We start from the raw sequence: 17582 nt of genomic DNA on the forward strand, positions 1-17582 counted from the left end.
GCCCCGAATCCAGCCCCGCCTGCCACGCCTTGCGGTAGTCGCGCGGCGGCACCCCGCGGCGCAGCGCGAACTGCTCGCGGAACACCGCCGCACTGCCGTAGCCCACCCGATGGGCGATCTCCTCCACGGACAGCTCGGTGCTCTCCAGAAGTTCCTCGGCCAGGTTCATCCGCTGGGCCAGCAGCCAGGCGTACGGAGTCGCCCCGGTCGCCGACTTGAACCTGCGGGCGAAGGACCTGCGGCTCATCAGCGCGCGGGCGGCCAGCTCGTCGACGGTGATGCGCCGGTCCAGCCTGCCCCTGGCCCAGGCGATCACGTCGGTGAGCCGTTCGTCGTCGCCGTCGCCGGGCACCGGGGCCGCCAGGTACTGCAGTTGCCCGCCCGACCTGTAGGGCGCGGTCACCAGGTCCCTGGCGATCTCGCCGGCCGCCGCCGCGCCGTGTTCGCGCCGGATCAGGTACAGGCACAGGTCGATCCCGGCCGCCGCGCCCGCGCCGGTGACGATCCGTCCCTGGTCGACGTAGAGCGCGTCGGCCCGTACCCGGACCGCCGGATGGCGAGCGGCCAGGTCGGCGGCGAAGCGCCAGTGCGTGGTGGCCTCCAGCCCGTCGAGCAGCCCGGCGGCGGCCGGCAGGAACGTGCCCACGCAGTGCGCCGCGACGATCGCGCCCCGCTCGTGCGCCGCGCGGAAGGCGGCGAGCGCGGCGGGCGCGGGATCGGCGCGGAAGCCGGCCCCGGGCAGCGCCAGCGCCAGGTCGGCCCGCGCGAGCCGGTCGAGGCCGTGTTCGACCCGCAGCGGCAGCCCGAGGTCGGTCTCCAGCGAGCCGGGACGCTCGCCGCAGATCACGAAGTCGAACCCGGGACGGCGGAAGATCTCGTTCACGATGCCGAGCGCGAGCCCGGTGACGCCCTGGGGCGCGTAGGCGACCACCGATCGGAAGGCTGGCACGAAACCCACGATAGTGGGCAATCCTGCCACTTTTCGCCGAGATCGCACCCTGGCCAGACTGCATCGCATGACCGACGCACCCACCGGCCGCCAGGCCGCGTTCCACGTTCTCGCCACCGGCTACACGTCCTCGACGGGCCCGGGCGTGGCCGCGACCGTCTCATACGTGACGGACGGCGACCTGCACATCGTCATCGACCCGGGCATGGTCGCGAGCCAGTCCGTGATCACCGATGCGCTGGCCGGGCTCGGGCTCGGCCCCGCCGACGTGACGGACGTGGTGCTCAGCCACCACCACCCCGACAACATCCTCAACGTCGGCCTGTTCGGCCGGGCCCGCGTGCACGACCACAAGGCCGTCTACCTCGGGCACGACTGGACCGACAGGGACGCGGAAGGCTACGAGTTCACCCCGTCCGTCAAGCTGATCGCCACCCCCGGCCACAGCGCCGAGGACATCACGCTGCTGGCCGGCACGGAGCAGGGCGTGGTGGCGTTCGCCGGAGACCTGTGGTGGCGGGCGGACGGCCCCGCCGACGACCCGGTCACCATCGACCGCGCGCTACTGCGGGCCAGCAGGGAGCGCGTGCTCGCGGTCGCCGACCTCGTCGTCCCCGGCCACGGCGCCCCCTTCACCCCGTCGCAGACCACGCCACGCTGAAACGGCACCTGGTCACGGCCAGGACGAGTCGTGCTCCGGGTCGTCGCCGTTGGACAGCAGCCGCAGATCGGCCTCCACCATCATGGCCACCAGCTCGTCGAACGACACCTTCGGCTCCCAGCCGAGCTGCGCCCGCGCCTTCTTCGGGTCGGCGCACAGTAGGTCGACCTCGGCGGGCCGGTGCAGGGTCTGGTCGGTGACCACGTACCGCTCCCAGTCCAGCCCGGCCGCCGCGAACGCGGCCTCGGCCAGTTCCCTGACCGACTTCATGCGCCCGGTGCCGATCACGTAGTCCTCGGGCTTGTCGGCCTGCAGCATGAGGTGCATGGCCTGCACGTAGTCGCCGGCGAAACCCCAGTCGCGCCTGGCCTCCAGGTTGCCCAGGCGCAGCTCGTCGGCCAGGCCGAGCTTGATGCGCGCCACGCCGAGCGAGACCTTCCTGGTCACGAACTCGGCCCCGCGCCGCGGTGACTCGTGGTTGAACAGGATGCCGGAGACGGCGAACATGCCGTACGACTCGCGGTAGTTCTGGGTCAGGAAGTGCCCGTACGCCTTGGCCACGCCGTACGGCGAGCGCGGATGGAAGGACGTGCGCTCGTTCTGCGGCGTCTCGCTGACCTGGCCGAACATCTCAGACGACGAAGCCTGATAAAACCGGATCTGTTCGCCGCGGGCCGTACCCCCGTTCCGCGACACGCCCGAGCACACCCTGATGGCCTCCAGCATGCGCAACACGCCCATTCCGGTGACCTCGCCGGTCAGCTCGGACTGCTCCCACGACATCGGCACGAACGAGATCGCGCCCAGGTTGTACACCTCGTCCGGCTGAACGCGTTCCACCGCGGAGATCAGCGAACCCTGGTCGAGCAGATCACCCCGGACGATCCGCACGTCGGCGAACTGCTTGCGCATGCGCGACACCCGCGGATTGGCCTGCCCTCTGGCCAGACCCCACACCTCGTATCCCTGGCCGAGCAGGTACTCGGCCAAGTAGGAGCCGTCCTGGCCGGAGATGCCGGTGATCAGAGCGCGCCTGGCCAAGAGGTCCTCCACTTATCGCGTATCGCGTCCGTTGGGACGGGAATGTACAGCCAAGCGCCTCAAAGGAGCATCAAGCAGCCTAGAACACGTTCCACAGAATCGCGCTCGGTAACGACAACTGCGCAGTTCGCACGGGCTGCGGAAGTCGTTGTGAACGATTCCAGGCGATCTACCGAGTGGTAGCCTTCTCGGGCTAAGGTCATCTTTCACGGTACACGCCCATCTCGGGTGCCTACCGGCGGAAAACCGGGTGCCTACCGGCGGAGAAAGGGGTGTCCGTGAGCGACGCGCTGCGGATCGCGCTGCTGTCCTACCGCAGCAAGCCCACCTGTGGCGGGCAAGGCGTGTATCTCCGTCATCTGAGCCGTGAGCTGGTCGCGCTCGGTCACCACGTCGAGGTGTTCTCCGGGCCGCCGTACCCGGAGCTCGACGAGGGCGTGATCCTGCGCGAGGTCCCCAGCCTCGACCTGTACCGCGACGAGGACCCGTTCAGAACGCCCAAGCTGCACGAATACCGCGACTGGATCGACCTGCTGGAGGTCGGCACCATGTGGACGGCCGGCTTCCCGGAGCCGCTGACGTTCACCCTGCGCGCCTACCGCGAGCTGAAGAAGCGCGTCGGCGACTTCGACGTCGTCCAGGACAACCAGACACTCGGCTACGGCCTGCTCGGCATCCAGAAGCTGTTCCCGGTGGTCGGCACCATCCACCACCCGATCAGCGTCGACCGCCGCATCGAGCTGGAGGCCGCCCAGGGCGCCAAGAAGCTGAGCATGCGCCGCTGGTACGGCTTCGTGAAGATGCAGTCGCGCGTCGCGCCGCGGCTGAGCCCGATCCTGACCGTCAGCGAGTCGTCGCTGGCCGACATCCACCGCGACTTCAACGTCCCGCAGGCCAACATGCGCCTGATCCCGCTCGGCGTCGACACCCGCTACTTCCACCCGCGTCCGGACAAGCCCAGGCGCAAGGGCTCGATCGTCGCGGTCGCCAGCGCCGACTCGCCCATGAAGGGCGTCGCCACGCTGCTGCGCGCGGTCGCGAAACTGGCCACGGAACGAGACGTGAACCTCACCGTCGTCAGCAAGCCCACCCCAGGCGGGCCCACCGAGCAGCTCGTGCAGGAACTGTCGCTGGCCGACCGGGTCAGGTTCGTGCACGGCATCTCCGACGACGAGCTGGGCGAGCTGATCGCCACCTCGGAGATCTCGGTCGTGCCCTCGCTGTACGAGGGGTTCTCGCTGCCCGCCGTCGAGCACATGGCGTGCGGCACGCCGCTGGTGGCCAGCCGCACCGGCGCGCTGCCCGAGGTGGTCGGCGACGCCGCGATCCAGGTGGCCCCGGGCGACCCCGAGGAACTGGCCGCGGTGCTGCGCCGGCTGCACGACTCGCCGGAGGAGCGCGAGCGGGTGGGCCAGGCCGGATACGACCGGGTCATGGAGCGCTACACCTGGCACGTCGTGGCCAAGAAGACCGTCGAGGCCTACCGCGAGGCCATGGCGGCCCGCCGCGTCCGCCGTCACTGAGAGCCAATCGCCGTACCCGTCCCTGAGCTAACACGAGGAGAAGCGACAAGTGCTGACGGTGGACTTCGCCCGGCTGCCCGTGGGGCCCGGCGTACGCGTGCTCGACCTGGGCTGCGGCGGTGGCCGGCACGCCTTCGAGGTGCTGCGCAGGGGCGCGGACGTCATCGCCTTCGACATGGACCAGTCCGAGCTGGACAACGTAGCGGCCATGTTCGTGGCGATGGACAAGGCAGGCGAGGTCCCGCTGGGCGCCACCGGCGAGACCGTGCAGGGCACCGCCCTGGACATGCCGTTCGACGACGCGAGCTTCGACCGGGTCATCGCCGCCGAGGTCCTGGAGCACATCCCGGACGACATGGCCGCGATGCGGGAGATCTTCCGGGTGCTCAAGCCCGGCGGCACGGCCGCGATCACCGTGCCGAGCTTCCTGCCCGAGCGCATCTGCTGGGCCTTGGACGAGGACTACCACACCGCGCCCGGCGGCCACGTGCGCATCTACACGCTTGCCGAGCTGTCGGCCAAGCTGAAGTCGATCGGCTTCACCATCGGCCCGCACCACCACGCGCACGGGCTGCACGCGCCGTACTGGTGGATCAAGTGCGCGGTCGGCGTGAACAACGACGACCACCCGCTCGCCAAGGCGTATCACGAGCTGCTGGTCTGGGACATCATGAAGCGCCCGGCGGCGACCAGGATCGCCGAAGCCCTGCTCAACCCGATCATCGGCAAGAGCGTGGTCCTCTACGTCAGGAAGCCATGATCTCCCGCGCGGAGGTCGTGCGGACGGCCGGGAGCATCGCCGCGATCCAGCAGGACGACGGCGGCGTGCCCTGGCCCGAAGGACACGTGGACGCGTGGAACCACCTCGAATGCCTGATGGCCATGTCGGTCGCCGGGCTGTCGGAGGAGGTGCGGCGCGGCTACGACTGGCTGGCCAGGCACCAGCGCGCCGACGGCTCGTGGCCGATGAAGCTGGTCGACGGCGTGCCGACGGAGCCGGGCGGCGAGTCCAACCACGCGGCGTACGTGGCGGCGGGCCTCTGGCACCACCACCTGGTCACCGGCGACCAGGCGGTCACTGAGGCCAGGTGGCCGATGGTCAAGGCCGCGCTCGACTACGTGGTGGGGCTGCAGACCGAGCGCGGCGAGATCGTCTGGGAGCGTGACGCGCACGGCACGGCCGCCGCGTACGCGCTGCTGACCGGCTGCTCGTCCATTCATCAGGGGCTGCGCTGCGGGGTCCTGCTGGCCGACCACCTGGGCGACCCGCAGCCGCACTGGGAGCTGGCCGCCGACCGGCTGGCACACGTGCTGCAGGCCCATCCCGAGGCGTTCGCCGACAAGAGCCGCTTCTCGATGGACTGGTACTACCCGGTGCTCGGCGGCGCGGTGCGCGGCGAGCGGGCGTACGAGCTGGTCGAGCGCGAGTGGGCCACGTTCGTGGTGCCCGGGCTGGGCATCAGGTGCGTGTCGGACCAGCCGTGGGTGACCGGGGCGGAGACGTGCGAGCTGGTGCTGGCGCTCGACGCGATCGGCGACCGCGAACGCGCGGCCCGGCTGTTCACGGACATGCAGCACCTGCGGCACGAGGACGGCTCGTACTGGACGGGCTGGCAGTTCGTCAACCGCAAGCACTTCCCGCACGAGCGCTCCGGCTACACCGCCGCCGCGGTCGTGCTGGCCGCCGACGCGCTGCTCGGGCTCACGCCAGGCTCGGGGCTGTTCCGCGACATCGTCTCCACCACCACCGTCTCCACCGCCACCGCCGACCCGGCCACCCCGTGCGGGTGCGCGCCGCGCGAGACCGTCGGGCACAAGCAGACCACCGTCGGGTACGAGTAATCCGGCCGCAAGGGACTTTACGGGTTCTTTGCCAGGAAATGCGGTGCGGCTCCGGTAAACGGCGCAGTGCGCTTACTAGCTTCTGAGTGACGTACGAGGCGTCTTCGGGGGAAGCGTGGGCGACACGGGCACAACATCGTTCTTGGATCAGGACAGGACCGAGCCGACACTGTCCCCGGCCCGAGGGCTGCGGCGCTGGCTGGCCAGGGATCCGCGCGAGTTCGACCTGAGCAGGCGGCGGTTCCGGCTCCGGCGGGGCGCGGCGCGGGTGGTCTTCGAGGAGGCCGAGAAGGCGTACGTCTTCGGCTTCAACGCGGTCATGTCGCGCGAGCCGGGCAAGGTCGACGAGCTGCCCGCCGAGCGGCGGGGCCACGGCTACGAGGGTGCGGCCGCCGCCTGCACCATGCTCGACCTGCTCACGCTGAACCGTGGGCGGCGCCTGCACGAGCTGCTGATCGGCCACGCCCAGCAGCACCGTTACTCCGCCTACCTCGGGGCCGGGCGCGGCTACGCGCTGCTGCGGCTGCGTCCGGTGCGCGGGGCGCGGCGCACGCATCCGCTGCTGCGCTGGCTGGCCGTGGACGGGTTCGGCTTCCAGTGGAGCCTGTCGAGAGCCGACCGGATGGTGGGCGAGCGCACCATGCCCGACCTGCTGTCCAGGGCGCACTGCGCGCTGTTCGACCAGGGACTCGGCCGGCTGCTGTGGTACCACGACTGCGCCTCGCCCGACGACGTGGCGGCCAGGATCGGCGCGTTCCCCGCCGGGCGGCGCGGCGACCTGTGGAGCGGCGTCGGGTTCGCGGCGACGGGCACCGGCGGGGCCGAGGCCGACGAGCTGTGGTGGCTGACCGAGCACGCCGGCGCCGACGGCTTCCGCGCCCACCTGGCCCAGGGCTGCGCCTTCGCGGTGGCGGCCAGGCTGCGTACCGGGACGCTGCCCGACCACGTGGCGCAGGCCGCGCCGATCCTGGCCGGCGCCCAGCCGGACGAGGCGGCCGGCTGGGCCGAGCGCGAGCTCGCCGCGGTCGGGCACGAGGCGCACACGCACGAGGACTTCCAGCGCTGGCAGGCGCAGACGCGCCGCGCCTGGACCCGCAGGCACCGCCACTGACACGCGGGCGGCGCCCGTCTTCCCACCTCCTTGCATAGGCTGCGGACATCGGAACTCCGTGAGGCAACCGATGAGAGGTGCGGGAGATGGCCGATCCGACGCCCGAGCGCCCTGACGACGCCTTCCGACCGGCACGGCGATACCGGCCCAGCCGCGGCCGCCGGGTGGGCGACACGATCATCGGCGCGTTCGTCTGGGCGGGCCTGCTGCCCGGTTCATACCTGCTGACCACCCAGGGCCGCAAGAGCGGCCGGCCGGGTGCTGTTGCGCCGCCGGTTCACCCAGCGGGCCTACACGGTCAGGGAGGTCGGCCCGCGGCAGGCCGGGCCCGTGCTCAAGCGCTACGTCCGCGTGGCCACCGCCACCCGGCCGTACTTCCAGGCCGCCGTGGACTCCCCGGAGGCGGACTTCGTCGCCGAGGCGAGGCATCACCCGGTGTTCGAGCTCACCCCGGCGTGAGGCTCAGATCCCCGGGCCGACCCGCTCCAGCACGCGTACCGAGCCTTCCACGGCGACCTCGTTGAACGCGCCCGACGCCAGCGCGCGCAGGTACACCCGGTACGGCGCCTGCCCGCCGTCGGCCGGATCGGGATAGATGTCGTGGAAGACCAGCGCCCCGCCCACCATGACGTGCGGCGCCCAGCCCTCGTAGTCGCGCGTCACCGGCTCCTCGGAGTGGCCGCCGTCGATGAACAGCAGGCCGAGCGGCGTGTTCCAGAGCCTGGCGACCTGCTCGGACTTGCCGACGACGGCGATCACCTGGTCTTCGAGCCCGGCCGCGGCGATCGTGGTGCGGAAGGTGGGCAGCGAGTCCATCTTGCCGAAGCGCGGGTCGACCAGTGTCGGGTCGTGGTGCGCCCAGCCGGGCTGGATCTCCTCCGAGCCGCGGTGGTGATCGACGGTGACGACCACCGACCCGGTCACCCGCGCGGCCGCCCCGAGATAGATGGCGGATTTGCCGCAGTAGGTGCCGATCTCGCAGATCGGGCCGCGCTCGCCGTACCGGCGGGCGGCCTCGAACAGGGCCAGACCCTCCGTCGACGGCATGAAACCCTTGGCGTGCTCGGCGGCGTAGCGCAGTTCGGGCGGCATCGTCATAGGGATGCACCCTAGTGGAACCGAACAACATTCCACCGACCTCTTGCCCGGCATTCTGCAACCTGTTCTACTGAGCAACGTGAATCAGCGCGCTCGCATCGCGATGTCCGACGACGACGTCACCGCCTTCCTGGCGGATTCACGCAAGCTCCAGCTGGCGACGATCAACCCGGACGGAACCCCGCACCTGGTCACCATGTTCTACGGGCTCGACGAGGGACGCATCGCCTTCTGGACGTACCAGAAGGCGCAGAAGGCGCTCAACCTGGCGCGGGATCCCCGGGTGAGCTGCCTGATCGAGGCCGGCGAGAACTACGACGAACTGCGCGGCGTCCTGCTGTACGGCAAGGCCGAGCAGGTGACGGACCGCGGCCACGTCATGGAGATCGGCATGGGCATCGCCCGCAGGATGACCCCCGGCGTGCCCGACGACCTGCTGCGGCCCTATGTCGAGCAGACCGGGCGGAAGCGGGTCGCGTACCTCGTCGAGCGCACCAAAGTGGTCTCATGGGATCACAGGAGGCTCACATGAAGATCAAGGTCGACGAGCTGGTCTGCGAGGCCAACGCGGTCTGCATGGGCCTGGCGCCCGAGGTGTTCGAGGTCGACGACGACGACCAGCTCCACATCCTGCTGCCGGAACCACCCCCCGAGATGCTGGACCGGGTCCGCCACGCGGTCCGGTCCTGCCCCAAAGCCGCCCTGTCCCTCGAGGAATAGCGCCCGAGGAATGAGCTGGAGGAGGAACCCCACATGCGCGCCGCGATCCTGCACGCCGTAGGCAACGACAAACTCGACATCCGCGACGACGTCACGCTGGCCCCGGTCGGACCGACGGACGTGCGGGTGCGCATCAGAGCCACCGGCGTCTGCCATTCGGACCTGTCGGCCATGTCCGGCGTGCTGCCGCAGCCGGTGCCGCTGGTCCCCGGCCACGAGGGCGCGGGCGAGGTGGTCGAGGTGGGCGAGCACGTCACGTCGCTCAAGCCGGGCGACCACGTCGTGATCAACTGGCGGCCGGCGTGCCAGGAGTGCGACCTGTGCCTGGGCGGGCAGCCGTACATGTGCATGAAGTTCGTGATCGAGTCCTTCAGCAAGGGCAACTTCCGGCTCGGCGGCGACGACGCGACCGTGTTCGGCATGGCCGGCTGCGGCACCTGGGCCGAGGAGATCATCGTCCCCTGGCAGGGCGCCATCAAGATCGCCGACGACGTGCCGTGGGAGGCCGCGGCCCTGATCGGCTGCGGCATCACCACCGGCGTGGGCGCCGCGATCAACACCGCCAGGGTCCGCCCGGGCTCGACGGTCGCGGTGATCGGCTGCGGCGGCGTCGGCCTGTCGGTGATCCAGGGCGCGCGGGTCTCCGGCGCCAGGACGATCCTGGCCATCGACCCGCTGACGTCCAAGCACGAGCTGGCCAGGAAGGTCGGGGCCACGCACGCGGTCACGCCCGAGCAGGTCCCCGACGCGCTGAACGAGCTGACCGCCGGCAAGGGCTTCGACTACGGCTTCGAGGTGGTCGGCAAGTCCGCCACGATCCAGAGCGCCTGGCAGGTCACGCGGCAGGGCGGCGACGTCGTCGTGGTCGGCGCGGGCGCGATGGACGACATGGTGTCGATCTCCGCCTTCAGCCTGCTGTTCGAGGGCAAGAACCTGCTGTCCAGCCTGTACGGCGAGGCCGACGTCCGGCACGACTTCCCGTACTTCGCCGACCTGTACAAGTCCGGCCAGCTCGATCTGGAATCCATGATCAGCTCCCGGATCCGCCTGTCCGACCTCAACGACGCCGTGGCGGCGCTGCGCGGCGGCGAGGTGCTGCGTCAGATCGTCATCATGGACTGACGGGTTCGCGCTGGGCCCACAGGTCGCGCAGCAACGCCAGCTCCGCGCCGTGATGGATGGCCTCCCGGTTGATGTGCAGCACCAGGGAGGCCATCGGCCGCTCCGCGTACGGGCCCTCCGCCGGGCCGCACGGCCTGGCCAGGCCCTCGTCGCCGAGCGAGCGCACCCCGGCCGACCAGCGGGCGTAGGCCTGGTCGAGCTGGTAGAGGGCCTGCTCGGCGGTGGCCGCGTACGGGTGGGTCTCGTAGTCGGTGCGCGGGCCGTCGAAGTGCGAGGCGTTACGCAGCCCGAACACGCCCACGATCAGGTGGCCGAGCCGCCAGGCGATGGTGGTGACCGGTTCCGGGTCTGGCGGCGGGTAGGACCAGTCGATGGTCAGCGTGCCGTCGTCGCTCTCGCGGTGGATCGTCCAGCAGCCGGGCACCGGCTCCCAGTAGTACTCCTCGTCGGTCAGTCCGTCGAGGCGCGGGCGGAGCTGGTTGGTCCAGTGCCAGTCGAGCTGGTCGTGCAGCTCGGCGTTCCAGTCCAGGTGCATCGACTCATGCTGGTCGATGGGCCGGCGCCGCGTCCAGCGACAGGCCCGGTCATTCCCCGCCGGGAATTGCCCGGCCGTCCTCCGCACGCGAGAGTCGTTCTCGACCCTGAGGAGGATTCATGTACGTCGATGCGCAGGACCTGGCCACCCGTTACGCGGCCGTGTGGAACGAGCCGGACGCCAAGGTGCGCCGTGCCGCGGTGGAGGAGTTGTGGGCCGGGGACGGCGTCCACGTCCTGCACCCGCCGCAGGAGATCCGCGAGGAGGCCGCCAGGCTCGGTTTCACCGCCACCACGCTGGAGGCGCGCGGCCACGACGCGATCGAGGCGCGGACCGCGCGCGCCCACGAGGAGTTCGTGGCGCCCGGCGAGTACGTCTTCCGCGCCGCGGAAGGCAGCGCGGTGCGGTTGAACCGGGTGGTCAAGTTCGCCTGGGAGATGGTGCCCGCCGGCGGCGGCGACGCGGTGGGCGGCGGACTCGAGATGGTCATCCTGGACGACGACGGCCGCATCAGCGAGGACTACCAGTTCCCCGGCTGACGGTCAGGCACGGCCGGTTCCTTGGCTGAGGGTCAGGCCCGGCCGGTTCCCCGGCTGACGGTCAGGCACGGTGGCAGGCGCAGGCGGGCATCACCAGCGGCATCGTGCCGGCCTGCGGATCGGCCGCCGCGGCCTCGACCTCGGCCAGGATCTGCTCACGCCGCCGGCGCGTGATGAGCCGGCCGCGGGTGACGATCGCGTGGATCCTGCGGGTGTTGCCGATGTCGGCCAGCGGGTCGGCGTCCACCACCAGCAGGTCCGCGACCTTGCCCGCGGTGACGGTGCCCATGGTGGCCTCCCGGCCCAGGTGGCGGGCGGCGTCGCGGGTCATGGTCCGCAGCGCGGCCATCGGCGGCAGCCCGGCCGCGACGAGCAGCGCGAGCTCGTCGTGCACGCTGAAGCCAGGGATCACGTACGGGTTGAGGCAGTCGGTGCCGCCGATCAGCGGCACCCCGGCCCGGTACATCTCCCCCACCAGCCACGACAGGGACTGGAACAACCGGCGCTGCCGGCGGATCTGTTCCGGCGTCGAAGGCGCGGACGCCTTGATCGCCTCCGCCCAGAACTCCCGGTAGAGCCTGGGCACGTACTTCAGGCGCGGGTCGTGCGCGTAGGTGTCGGCCGGCTGGGACAGGACGCGCAGCACCTTCAGCGTCGGCGACTGCCGGACGTCGTTCCTGACGAACAGCTCGAACAGCGCCCGCGCCTTGGCATGGTCGTAGCTCTCCGCCGCCAGGCGCTCGAACTCGCGCACCATGCCGTACCACCGCCGGGGCTCGGCGGGATCGATCGGCGTGCTCGCCATCTGACGCCGGAACTCCCCCTCGCGCGTGGACGTGGCCAGCGTGAGCCCGAGCAGGTGCTCGAAGGAACGCTGCCCGGCGGCCACCGCCTCCTGCGGAGTCACCAGGTACGGCAGATGCCCGCCCACCGGCAGCCCCTGCCGTCTGGCCTCGTCGGCGATCGCGGCGAAGGCGTCGCGGCCGAGGAAGGAGTAGACCTTCAGGAAGTCGGCGCCCTCGGCCTTGGCCGCCCGCACGGCCTGCCTGGCCTCGGCCTCGGTGGCGACCTTGGCGACCGGCTGCGGGTCGAGCAGCGAGATCGGCCCGTCGATGATGTTGCTGGCGATGACCATCCGGGGGCCGAGCAGTTCGCCGCTGTCGATCCTGGCGCGCAGGGCGTGCAGGGCCGGGTTGCCCCACATCTCGCGCACCCCGGTGACGCCGTTGGCGATGAGCAGCGGCGGGGTGAGCGTCCCGGCCAGGCTGCCGTGCACGTGCATGTCCCACAGGCCGGGCAGCACGTACTTGCCGCGCAGGTCCACCACCCGCGCGCCCCGGTATGCGGCCGCGCCGCGGGCGTCCCCGGCCCACAGGATGCGGTCCCCGGCGATCACGACGGTGGCGTCGTGGACGGGCGCCGCGCCCGTGCCGTCGATGAGCGTGCCCCGGCGTACCACCGTGACCTGGCCGTCCCCAGTGCTCGCGGCCTGCCCGTCGGGCTCGCTCGACGCGGCACGCGCCGGGGCGGCGAACGCGCCGGCGCCCGCCGCGGCCGCGGCTCCGGTCAGCGAGATCGTGCGCAGGAACTCACGGCGGCTGGACATGGGTCTCCTCCCCGAGCGGGCCCGTCGGCCCCCAGTGTGAAGTGCCGGGTGAGGATGGGAAAGACCCCGAGTCAGGACTTCACAGCCGGTCCCGCCAGGGATGCGCGCCGTGTTCGAGCTCCAGCGCCTCGTCCAGCCAGCGCCGCTGGGCCTCGCTCAGGAGCGGCAGGGTGTGGGTGAAGTCGAGCTCGTCCTTCTCGCGCCGGCCCTTGGCCTTGTAGAGCAGCTGCACCTCGGGGACGATCCTGCGGAACCCGGGCTCGGCGACCGTCATCGAGCCGAGCGCACGGCGCACGGCCGGGCAGCGGCGGTAGATCCAGTCCTCGCCCTCGGCCTCGTCGAGCATCAGCTGGAAGCGCCAGGGGCCGGTGGCGTGCTCGCGGACCCAGATGTCGTGCGCCCGCGCGGGCAGCACCTCCCCGAGCCGCCACGGCCGCAGGACGCCCGCAGGGTCGGCGACGTGACAGTCCCAGCCGGACAGCAGGTCGCGGACCGCGAGCTGGTCACGGCGCAGCAGGGAGACGTCCACGTCGCCGTGCTCGCGGTAGGCGCGGCCGACGGCCAGCTCGATGGCGTACCCCCCGCTCACCCACCACGGGACGATCAGCTCCCGCAGCAGGCCGACGACCGAACCGAGCGGCAGCGCTTCCCAGGGCCCCCACGGGGTTTCAATACGCGACGTTTTCCCAATTTATCGTGAATTATCGCCACATAATCAATCGCCCGCATCAAACGCCCACTCCCGCGAACCACTCGCGATCAGCGCATCCACCGGCTATTTTGTGAATTACCAGATGGATTCACGCGCACGCGAACCCAGTCCTGGAGCGAATCCCCTCATGCGCCCTGCCAAAGAGCTGGATCCTGGTGCCGGCACCGAGGCCCGTTTCGGCTACGAACTACGCAGAATCCGGTTGAAAGCCGGTCTCACCCAGCACGAACTCGGCGACAAGATCGGTTTCTCCGGCAATCTCATCGGCTCCGTCGAACGCGCCGTCCGCCGGCCCAGCAGAGGCCTCGCGGCACGCTGCGAAGACGTGCTGTGCCTCGAACCCGGCACGCTGATCGAACTCCTGCCCGTCTGCAAACGGGAATCGCTGGTCAGGACCCTGCACCCGTGGCTCGGGCTGGAAGCCGCCGCGAGCGAGCTGCTGGCCTGGGAGCCCACCCTCGTCCCCGGGCTGCTCCAGACCGAGGGCTACGCCCGCGCCGTCCTGCGCGGCCGGCCCGGGGTCAGCGCCGACCAGGTGGAAGAGGCCGTCGCCACCCGGATGGCCCGCCAGGAGATCTTCGACAGGGACGAACCGCCCGCCCTGCGAGCCGTCATCGACGAGTCGATGCTCTTCCGCCCGATCGGCGATGAAACCACCACCCGCGACCAGCTCGCGCACCTGGCCAAAATGGCGCGCCACCCGGCCGTCACCCTCCGCGTGCTGCCTTTCTCCGCCCGCGTCACCGCAGGAATGATGGGCGGCTTCATCATCGCCCGCACACCCGGCCGGCCCGACATCGCCTTCGTCGACAGCCCGGCGAAAGGAAAAGTCGTGCACGTCGCGGTCGAGGTGGAAATGCTCGAACAGCGTCACGCGCGATGCCAGGCGGAAGCGCTCCCGCCCGACCTTTCCCTCAGGAGAATCGAGGAGAGGTCGGCACAGCGGAAAAAGGGGGCGCCGCCCGGATGAAACAGGCGGCGCCCCGTCGATCCCCCGCCGCTCAGGTCGTGGCGAACGCCGCGTCGAAGGACGTGGCCGGCGGCGTGATGGCGTTCAGCCTCCTGATGTACGCCAGCGCCTCACGCGCGCCGTCCAGCCGGTCCATGCCCGCGTCCTCCCACTCGATCGAGATCGGCCCCTGGTACCCGATCGAGTTCAGCGCGCGGAAGCAGTCCTCCCACGGCACGTCGCCGCGCCCGGTCGAGACGAAGTCCCAGCCGCGCCGCATGTCCGCCCACGGCAGGTGCGAGGACATCCGCCCGCGCCGGCCGTCGCCGACCCGCATCCGGGTGTCCTTGCAGTCCACGTGGTAGATGCGGTCCTTGAAGTCCAGGATGAACGCCACCGGGTCGAGGTCCTGCCACACCATGTGCGAGGGGTCCCAGTTCAGCCCGAACGCCGGCCGGTGACCGATCGCCTCCAGTGTCCTGACCGTGGTGTAGTAATCGTAGGCGATCTCGCTCGGGTGGATCTCGTGCGCGAACCGCACCCCGACCTCGTCGAACACGTCGAGAATCGGGTTCCAGCGGTCGGCGAAGTCCTGGTAGCCGGCCGCCACCATGGCGGCGGGCACCGGCGGGAACATCGCCACCGTGTGCCAGATCGACGACCCGGTGAACCCCACCACCGTGTCCACGCCGAGCAGCGCCGCGGCCCTGGCGGTGTTCTTCATGTCCTCGGCCGCGGCCTGACGCACCGACTCCGGATCGCCGGAGCCCCAGATCCGCGCCGGCAGGATCGCCTTGTGCCGCTCGTCGATCGGGTGGTCACAGACGGCCTGGCCGACCAGGTGGTTGGAGATCGTCCACACCTTCAGCCCGTGCTTGTCGAGCTGCGCGCGCTTCTGCTCCACGTACGACGGGTCGGACACCGCCTGCGCCACGTCGAAATGGTCACCCGAGCAGGCGATCTCCAGGCCGTCGTACCCCCACTCGGCCGCCAGCCGGCACACCTCCTCGAACGGCAGGTCGGCCCATTGCCCGGTGAAGAGCGTGACAGGTCTCATCGATCCTCCACGATCGTGTAACGGCTGCCGTCAGCCGCGCTCTGCTCGACCGCCGCCAGCACGCGCTGCACCCGCAGCCCGTCGGCGAACGACGGTGACGGGTCGGCGCCGGTGGCGATCGCCTCCAGGAAATCCTTGATCTCGTGCGTGAAGGTGTGCTCGTAGCCGAGACCGTGCCCAGGCGGCCACCACGCGCCGACGTACGGATGGTCCGGCTCGGTGACGAGGATGCGCTCGAACCCGCCGCCGCCCGCGCTGAACCACAACTCGTTCATCGACTCGAAGTCGAACGCGAGACTGCCCAGCGAGCCGTTGATCTCGATGCGCATCGCGTTCTTGCGGCCCGTGGCGAACCGCGTGGCCTCGAAGGACGCCATCGCCCCGCCCGACATCCGGCCGATGAACAGCGCGGCGTCGTCCACCGTCACCGTCCCCATCGCTGACGACCCGCTGGCCGCCAGCCCCGCCGACTCCTCGGCCAGCGGGCGCTCCTTGATGAACGTCTCGGTCAGCGCCGAGACCCCCACCACGTGCTGCCCGGTGATGAACTCGGCCGCGTCCACGATGTGCGAGCCGATGTCGCCCAGCGCGCCCGCGCCCGCCTTCTCCCGCCGCAACCGCCACACCAGCGGAAACTCCGGATCGACGATCCAGTCCTGCAGATACGCCGCCCGCACGTGCCTGATCTCGCCGAGCCTGCCCTCCGCCACGAACCGCTGCGCCAGCGCCACCGCGGGCACCCTGCGGTAGTTGAAGGCCACCATGCTCCTGGCGGACGAATCCCTGGCCGCGGCCACCATGGCCACCGCCTCCTCCACCGTGTTGGCCAGCGGTTTCTCGCAGATCACGTGCTTGCCCGCGGCCAGCGCGGCGATGGCGATCTCGGCGTGCGAGTCGCCCGGCGTGCAGATGTCGACGATCTGCACGTCGTCACGCGCCACCAGCTCTCTCCAGTCCGTCTCGACGTCGGCCCAGCCGAGCTGCGCGGCCGCGGCCGCGGTGCGCTCCTTCGACCGGCCGCCGAGCACCGCCATGCGCGGCGACAGCGGCAGGTCGAAGAAGGCCCCCACGCTCCGCCAGGCCTGGGAGTGGACACGGCCCATGAACGCGTAGCCGACCATGCCCACGCCCACGGTGGTTCTGTCTGACATGCAACCCCCGATCAGGATTCGAAGCCGAGTGGCAGGTACTTCTCGACGTTCTCCTTGGTAATGGTCTCCGATGCGAGCGTGATGGACTGGGGAACTTGGTTCTCCACCAGGTCGCTCATGCCCTTACCCTGAGCGATCAGTCGTGCCAGCTTGACCGCCGACGACGCCATGGTCGGGCTGTAGGTGACCGTCGCCTCCAGCACCGAACTACCCGACTGGATCTCCTTCATCGCGTTCAGCGACCCCGCCCCGCCGACCATGAAGAACTCGTTGCGCCCGGCCTCCTTGATCGCGGCCAGCACACCCACGCCCTGGTCGTCGTCGTGGTTCCAGAGCGCGTCGATCTTCTTGTGCGCCTGCAGCAACGACGCGGCCACCTGGTTGCCGGTCTCGACGGTGAACTTGGCGTCCTGCTTGGCGGTGACCGTGAAGCCGTACGTCTTCAGCGCGTCCGCGAAACCCTTGCTGCGATCCTGGGTCAGCGGGAGCGTGGCGATGCCCTGGATCTCCACGATGACCGGGTTCGAGACGCCCTTGTCCTTCAGCTTCTTGCCGATGTAATGCCCGGCCGCGACCCCCATGCCGTAGTTGTCGCCGCCGATCCAGGTCCGGTAGGCCAGCTTGTCGGGGAAGATCCGGTCCAGGTTGATCACCGGGATGCCGGCTGCCGTGGCCTGCAACGCGACCTGGTTGAGCTGCTGCCCATCGTTCGGCAGGATGACCAGCGCGGCCACCTTCTGCGAGATCAGCGACTCGACGGCGGAGATCTGCTGGTTGATGTCGTTGGTCGGCTCGACCGGCTTGAAGTCGACGTCGGTGTACTGCTGCGCGGCGCTCTGCGCGTTCTTCGCGATGGCCGCGATCCAGCCATGGTCGGCCGCCGGCGCCGAGAAGCCGATCGTCACCTTCGTACCCGGCTGGTCGTTGCCACTGGCCGCCGGCGCGGGCGCGGGGGCCGCGGTGGTG

General features: G+C 70.6%; 20 protein-coding genes. 11 read left to right on the forward strand and 9 right to left on the reverse strand.

Annotated elements, in window-relative coordinates:
- A partial coding sequence (locus HII36_RS44395) for a GlxA family transcriptional regulator (RefSeq protein ID WP_217370724.1) occupies positions 1-949 on the reverse strand: 949 nt, incomplete at its 3' end.
- A 67-nt stretch (positions 950-1016) separates the two neighbouring features.
- Here HII36_RS44395 and HII36_RS44400 point away from each other — a divergent pair.
- On the forward strand, positions 1017-1610 hold the full coding sequence (locus HII36_RS44400) for an MBL fold metallo-hydrolase (protein WP_173529384.1): 594 nt from the start codon (positions 1017-1019) through the stop codon (positions 1608-1610).
- 12 nt (positions 1611-1622) lie between these two features.
- Here the strand turns inward: HII36_RS44400 and HII36_RS44405 are convergent, their stop codons facing one another.
- The gene (locus HII36_RS44405; RefSeq protein ID WP_173529385.1) at positions 1623-2651 is read right to left on the reverse strand and encodes a GDP-mannose 4,6-dehydratase; all 1029 of its coding nucleotides are present in this window, start codon (positions 2649-2651) and stop codon (positions 1623-1625) included.
- Positions 2652-2929: 278 nt separating this feature from the next.
- Here HII36_RS44405 and HII36_RS44410 point away from each other — a divergent pair, with 278 nt between their 5' ends.
- The 5 genes from HII36_RS44410 (at position 2930) to HII36_RS56115 (ending at position 7586) form a co-directional block, all read left to right on the forward strand.
- Positions 2930-4174, forward strand: a complete 1245-nt coding sequence (locus HII36_RS44410; RefSeq protein WP_407940870.1) for a glycosyltransferase family 4 protein — start codon at positions 2930-2932, stop codon at positions 4172-4174.
- A 49-nt stretch (positions 4175-4223) separates the two neighbouring features.
- Entirely contained in the window at positions 4224-4934 is a 711-nt protein-coding gene (locus HII36_RS44415; RefSeq protein ID WP_173529387.1) for a class I SAM-dependent methyltransferase, read from the forward strand.
- Entirely contained in the window at positions 4931-6016 is a 1086-nt protein-coding gene (locus HII36_RS44420) for a glycoside hydrolase family 15 protein (protein WP_236004585.1), read from the forward strand. Before HII36_RS44415 ends, HII36_RS44420 begins: the two co-directional genes overlap by 4 nt.
- 142 nt (positions 6017-6158) lie before the next feature.
- Positions 6159-7127, forward strand: coding sequence for a DUF1702 family protein (locus HII36_RS44425; RefSeq protein ID WP_173529388.1), 969 nt, complete (start codon positions 6159-6161; stop codon positions 7125-7127).
- 258 nt (positions 7128-7385) lie between these two features.
- The gene (locus HII36_RS56115) at positions 7386-7586 is read left to right on the forward strand and encodes a hypothetical protein (RefSeq protein ID WP_217370725.1); all 201 of its coding nucleotides are present in this window, start codon (positions 7386-7388) and stop codon (positions 7584-7586) included.
- Between the two features lie 3 nt (positions 7587-7589).
- Here HII36_RS56115 and HII36_RS44435 read toward each other — a convergent pair whose 3' ends face one another.
- Complete coding sequence (locus tag HII36_RS44435) at positions 7590-8219, reverse strand: class I SAM-dependent methyltransferase (protein ID WP_173529398.1); 630 nt, start codon at positions 8217-8219, stop codon at positions 7590-7592.
- A gap of 85 nt (positions 8220-8304) precedes the next feature.
- On the opposite strand from HII36_RS44435, the gene HII36_RS44440 reads away from it, so the two are divergent.
- Genes HII36_RS44440 through HII36_RS44450 form a run of 3 tightly spaced genes read left to right on the forward strand, consistent with a single transcriptional unit; the run spans position 8305 to position 10067 of the window.
- Complete coding sequence (locus tag HII36_RS44440) at positions 8305-8757, forward strand: pyridoxamine 5'-phosphate oxidase family protein (RefSeq protein ID WP_173529389.1); 453 nt, start codon at positions 8305-8307, stop codon at positions 8755-8757.
- Positions 8754-8945: a ferredoxin gene (locus HII36_RS44445; protein WP_043624416.1), complete on the forward strand. Its 192-nt coding sequence runs from the start codon at positions 8754-8756 to the stop codon at positions 8943-8945. Before HII36_RS44440 ends, HII36_RS44445 begins: the two co-directional genes overlap by 4 nt.
- 33 nt (positions 8946-8978) lie before the next feature.
- A complete protein-coding gene (locus tag HII36_RS44450; RefSeq protein WP_173529390.1) occupies positions 8979-10067 on the forward strand; it encodes a Zn-dependent alcohol dehydrogenase in 1089 nt (362 codons plus the stop codon).
- Here the strand turns inward: HII36_RS44450 and HII36_RS44455 are convergent.
- Positions 10057-10602 (reverse strand): DinB family protein, encoded by a 546-nt coding sequence (locus HII36_RS44455; RefSeq protein WP_173529391.1) that lies wholly within the window; start codon positions 10600-10602, stop codon positions 10057-10059. The two genes, HII36_RS44450 and HII36_RS44455, sit on opposite strands and share 11 nt — an antisense overlap.
- A gap of 119 nt (positions 10603-10721) precedes the next feature.
- Here HII36_RS44455 and HII36_RS44460 point away from each other — a divergent pair, with 119 nt between their 5' ends.
- Entirely contained in the window at positions 10722-11141 is a 420-nt protein-coding gene (locus tag HII36_RS44460; protein ID WP_173529392.1) for a hypothetical protein, read from the forward strand.
- Between the two features lie 61 nt (positions 11142-11202).
- Here the strand turns inward: HII36_RS44460 and HII36_RS44465 are convergent, their stop codons facing one another.
- Complete coding sequence (locus HII36_RS44465) at positions 11203-12747, reverse strand: amidohydrolase family protein (RefSeq protein ID WP_173529393.1); 1545 nt, start codon at positions 12745-12747, stop codon at positions 11203-11205.
- A 79-nt stretch (positions 12748-12826) separates the two neighbouring features.
- Positions 12827-13438 carry a nucleotidyltransferase domain-containing protein gene (locus HII36_RS44470; RefSeq protein ID WP_407940871.1) on the reverse strand — a complete coding sequence of 204 codons (612 nt, stop codon included), beginning with the start codon at positions 13436-13438 and terminating at the stop codon, positions 12827-12829.
- Positions 13439-13586: 148 nt separating this feature from the next.
- Between HII36_RS44470 and HII36_RS44475 the strand changes: the two genes are divergently transcribed.
- On the forward strand, positions 13587-14429 hold the full coding sequence (locus HII36_RS44475; protein WP_173529394.1) for a helix-turn-helix domain-containing protein: 843 nt from the start codon (positions 13587-13589) through the stop codon (positions 14427-14429).
- Between the two features lie 31 nt (positions 14430-14460).
- Here the strand turns inward: HII36_RS44475 and HII36_RS44480 are convergent, their stop codons facing one another.
- The 3 genes from HII36_RS44480 to HII36_RS44490 all read right to left on the reverse strand — a co-directional run.
- The gene (locus HII36_RS44480; protein ID WP_173529395.1) at positions 14461-15465 is read right to left on the reverse strand and encodes a sugar phosphate isomerase/epimerase family protein; all 1005 of its coding nucleotides are present in this window, start codon (positions 15463-15465) and stop codon (positions 14461-14463) included.
- Complete coding sequence (locus tag HII36_RS44485) at positions 15462-16616, reverse strand: Gfo/Idh/MocA family protein (RefSeq protein ID WP_173529396.1); 1155 nt, start codon at positions 16614-16616, stop codon at positions 15462-15464. Before HII36_RS44485 ends, HII36_RS44480 begins: the two co-directional genes overlap by 4 nt.
- A gap of 11 nt (positions 16617-16627) precedes the next feature.
- Positions 16628-17582, reverse strand: a 955-nt coding sequence (locus tag HII36_RS44490; RefSeq protein WP_173529397.1) for a substrate-binding domain-containing protein, incomplete at its 5' end; no start/stop codon positions are given.

The organism is Nonomuraea antri (assembly GCF_013283785.1).
Taxonomy (GTDB): domain Bacteria; phylum Actinomycetota; class Actinomycetes; order Streptosporangiales; family Streptosporangiaceae; genus Nonomuraea; species Nonomuraea antri.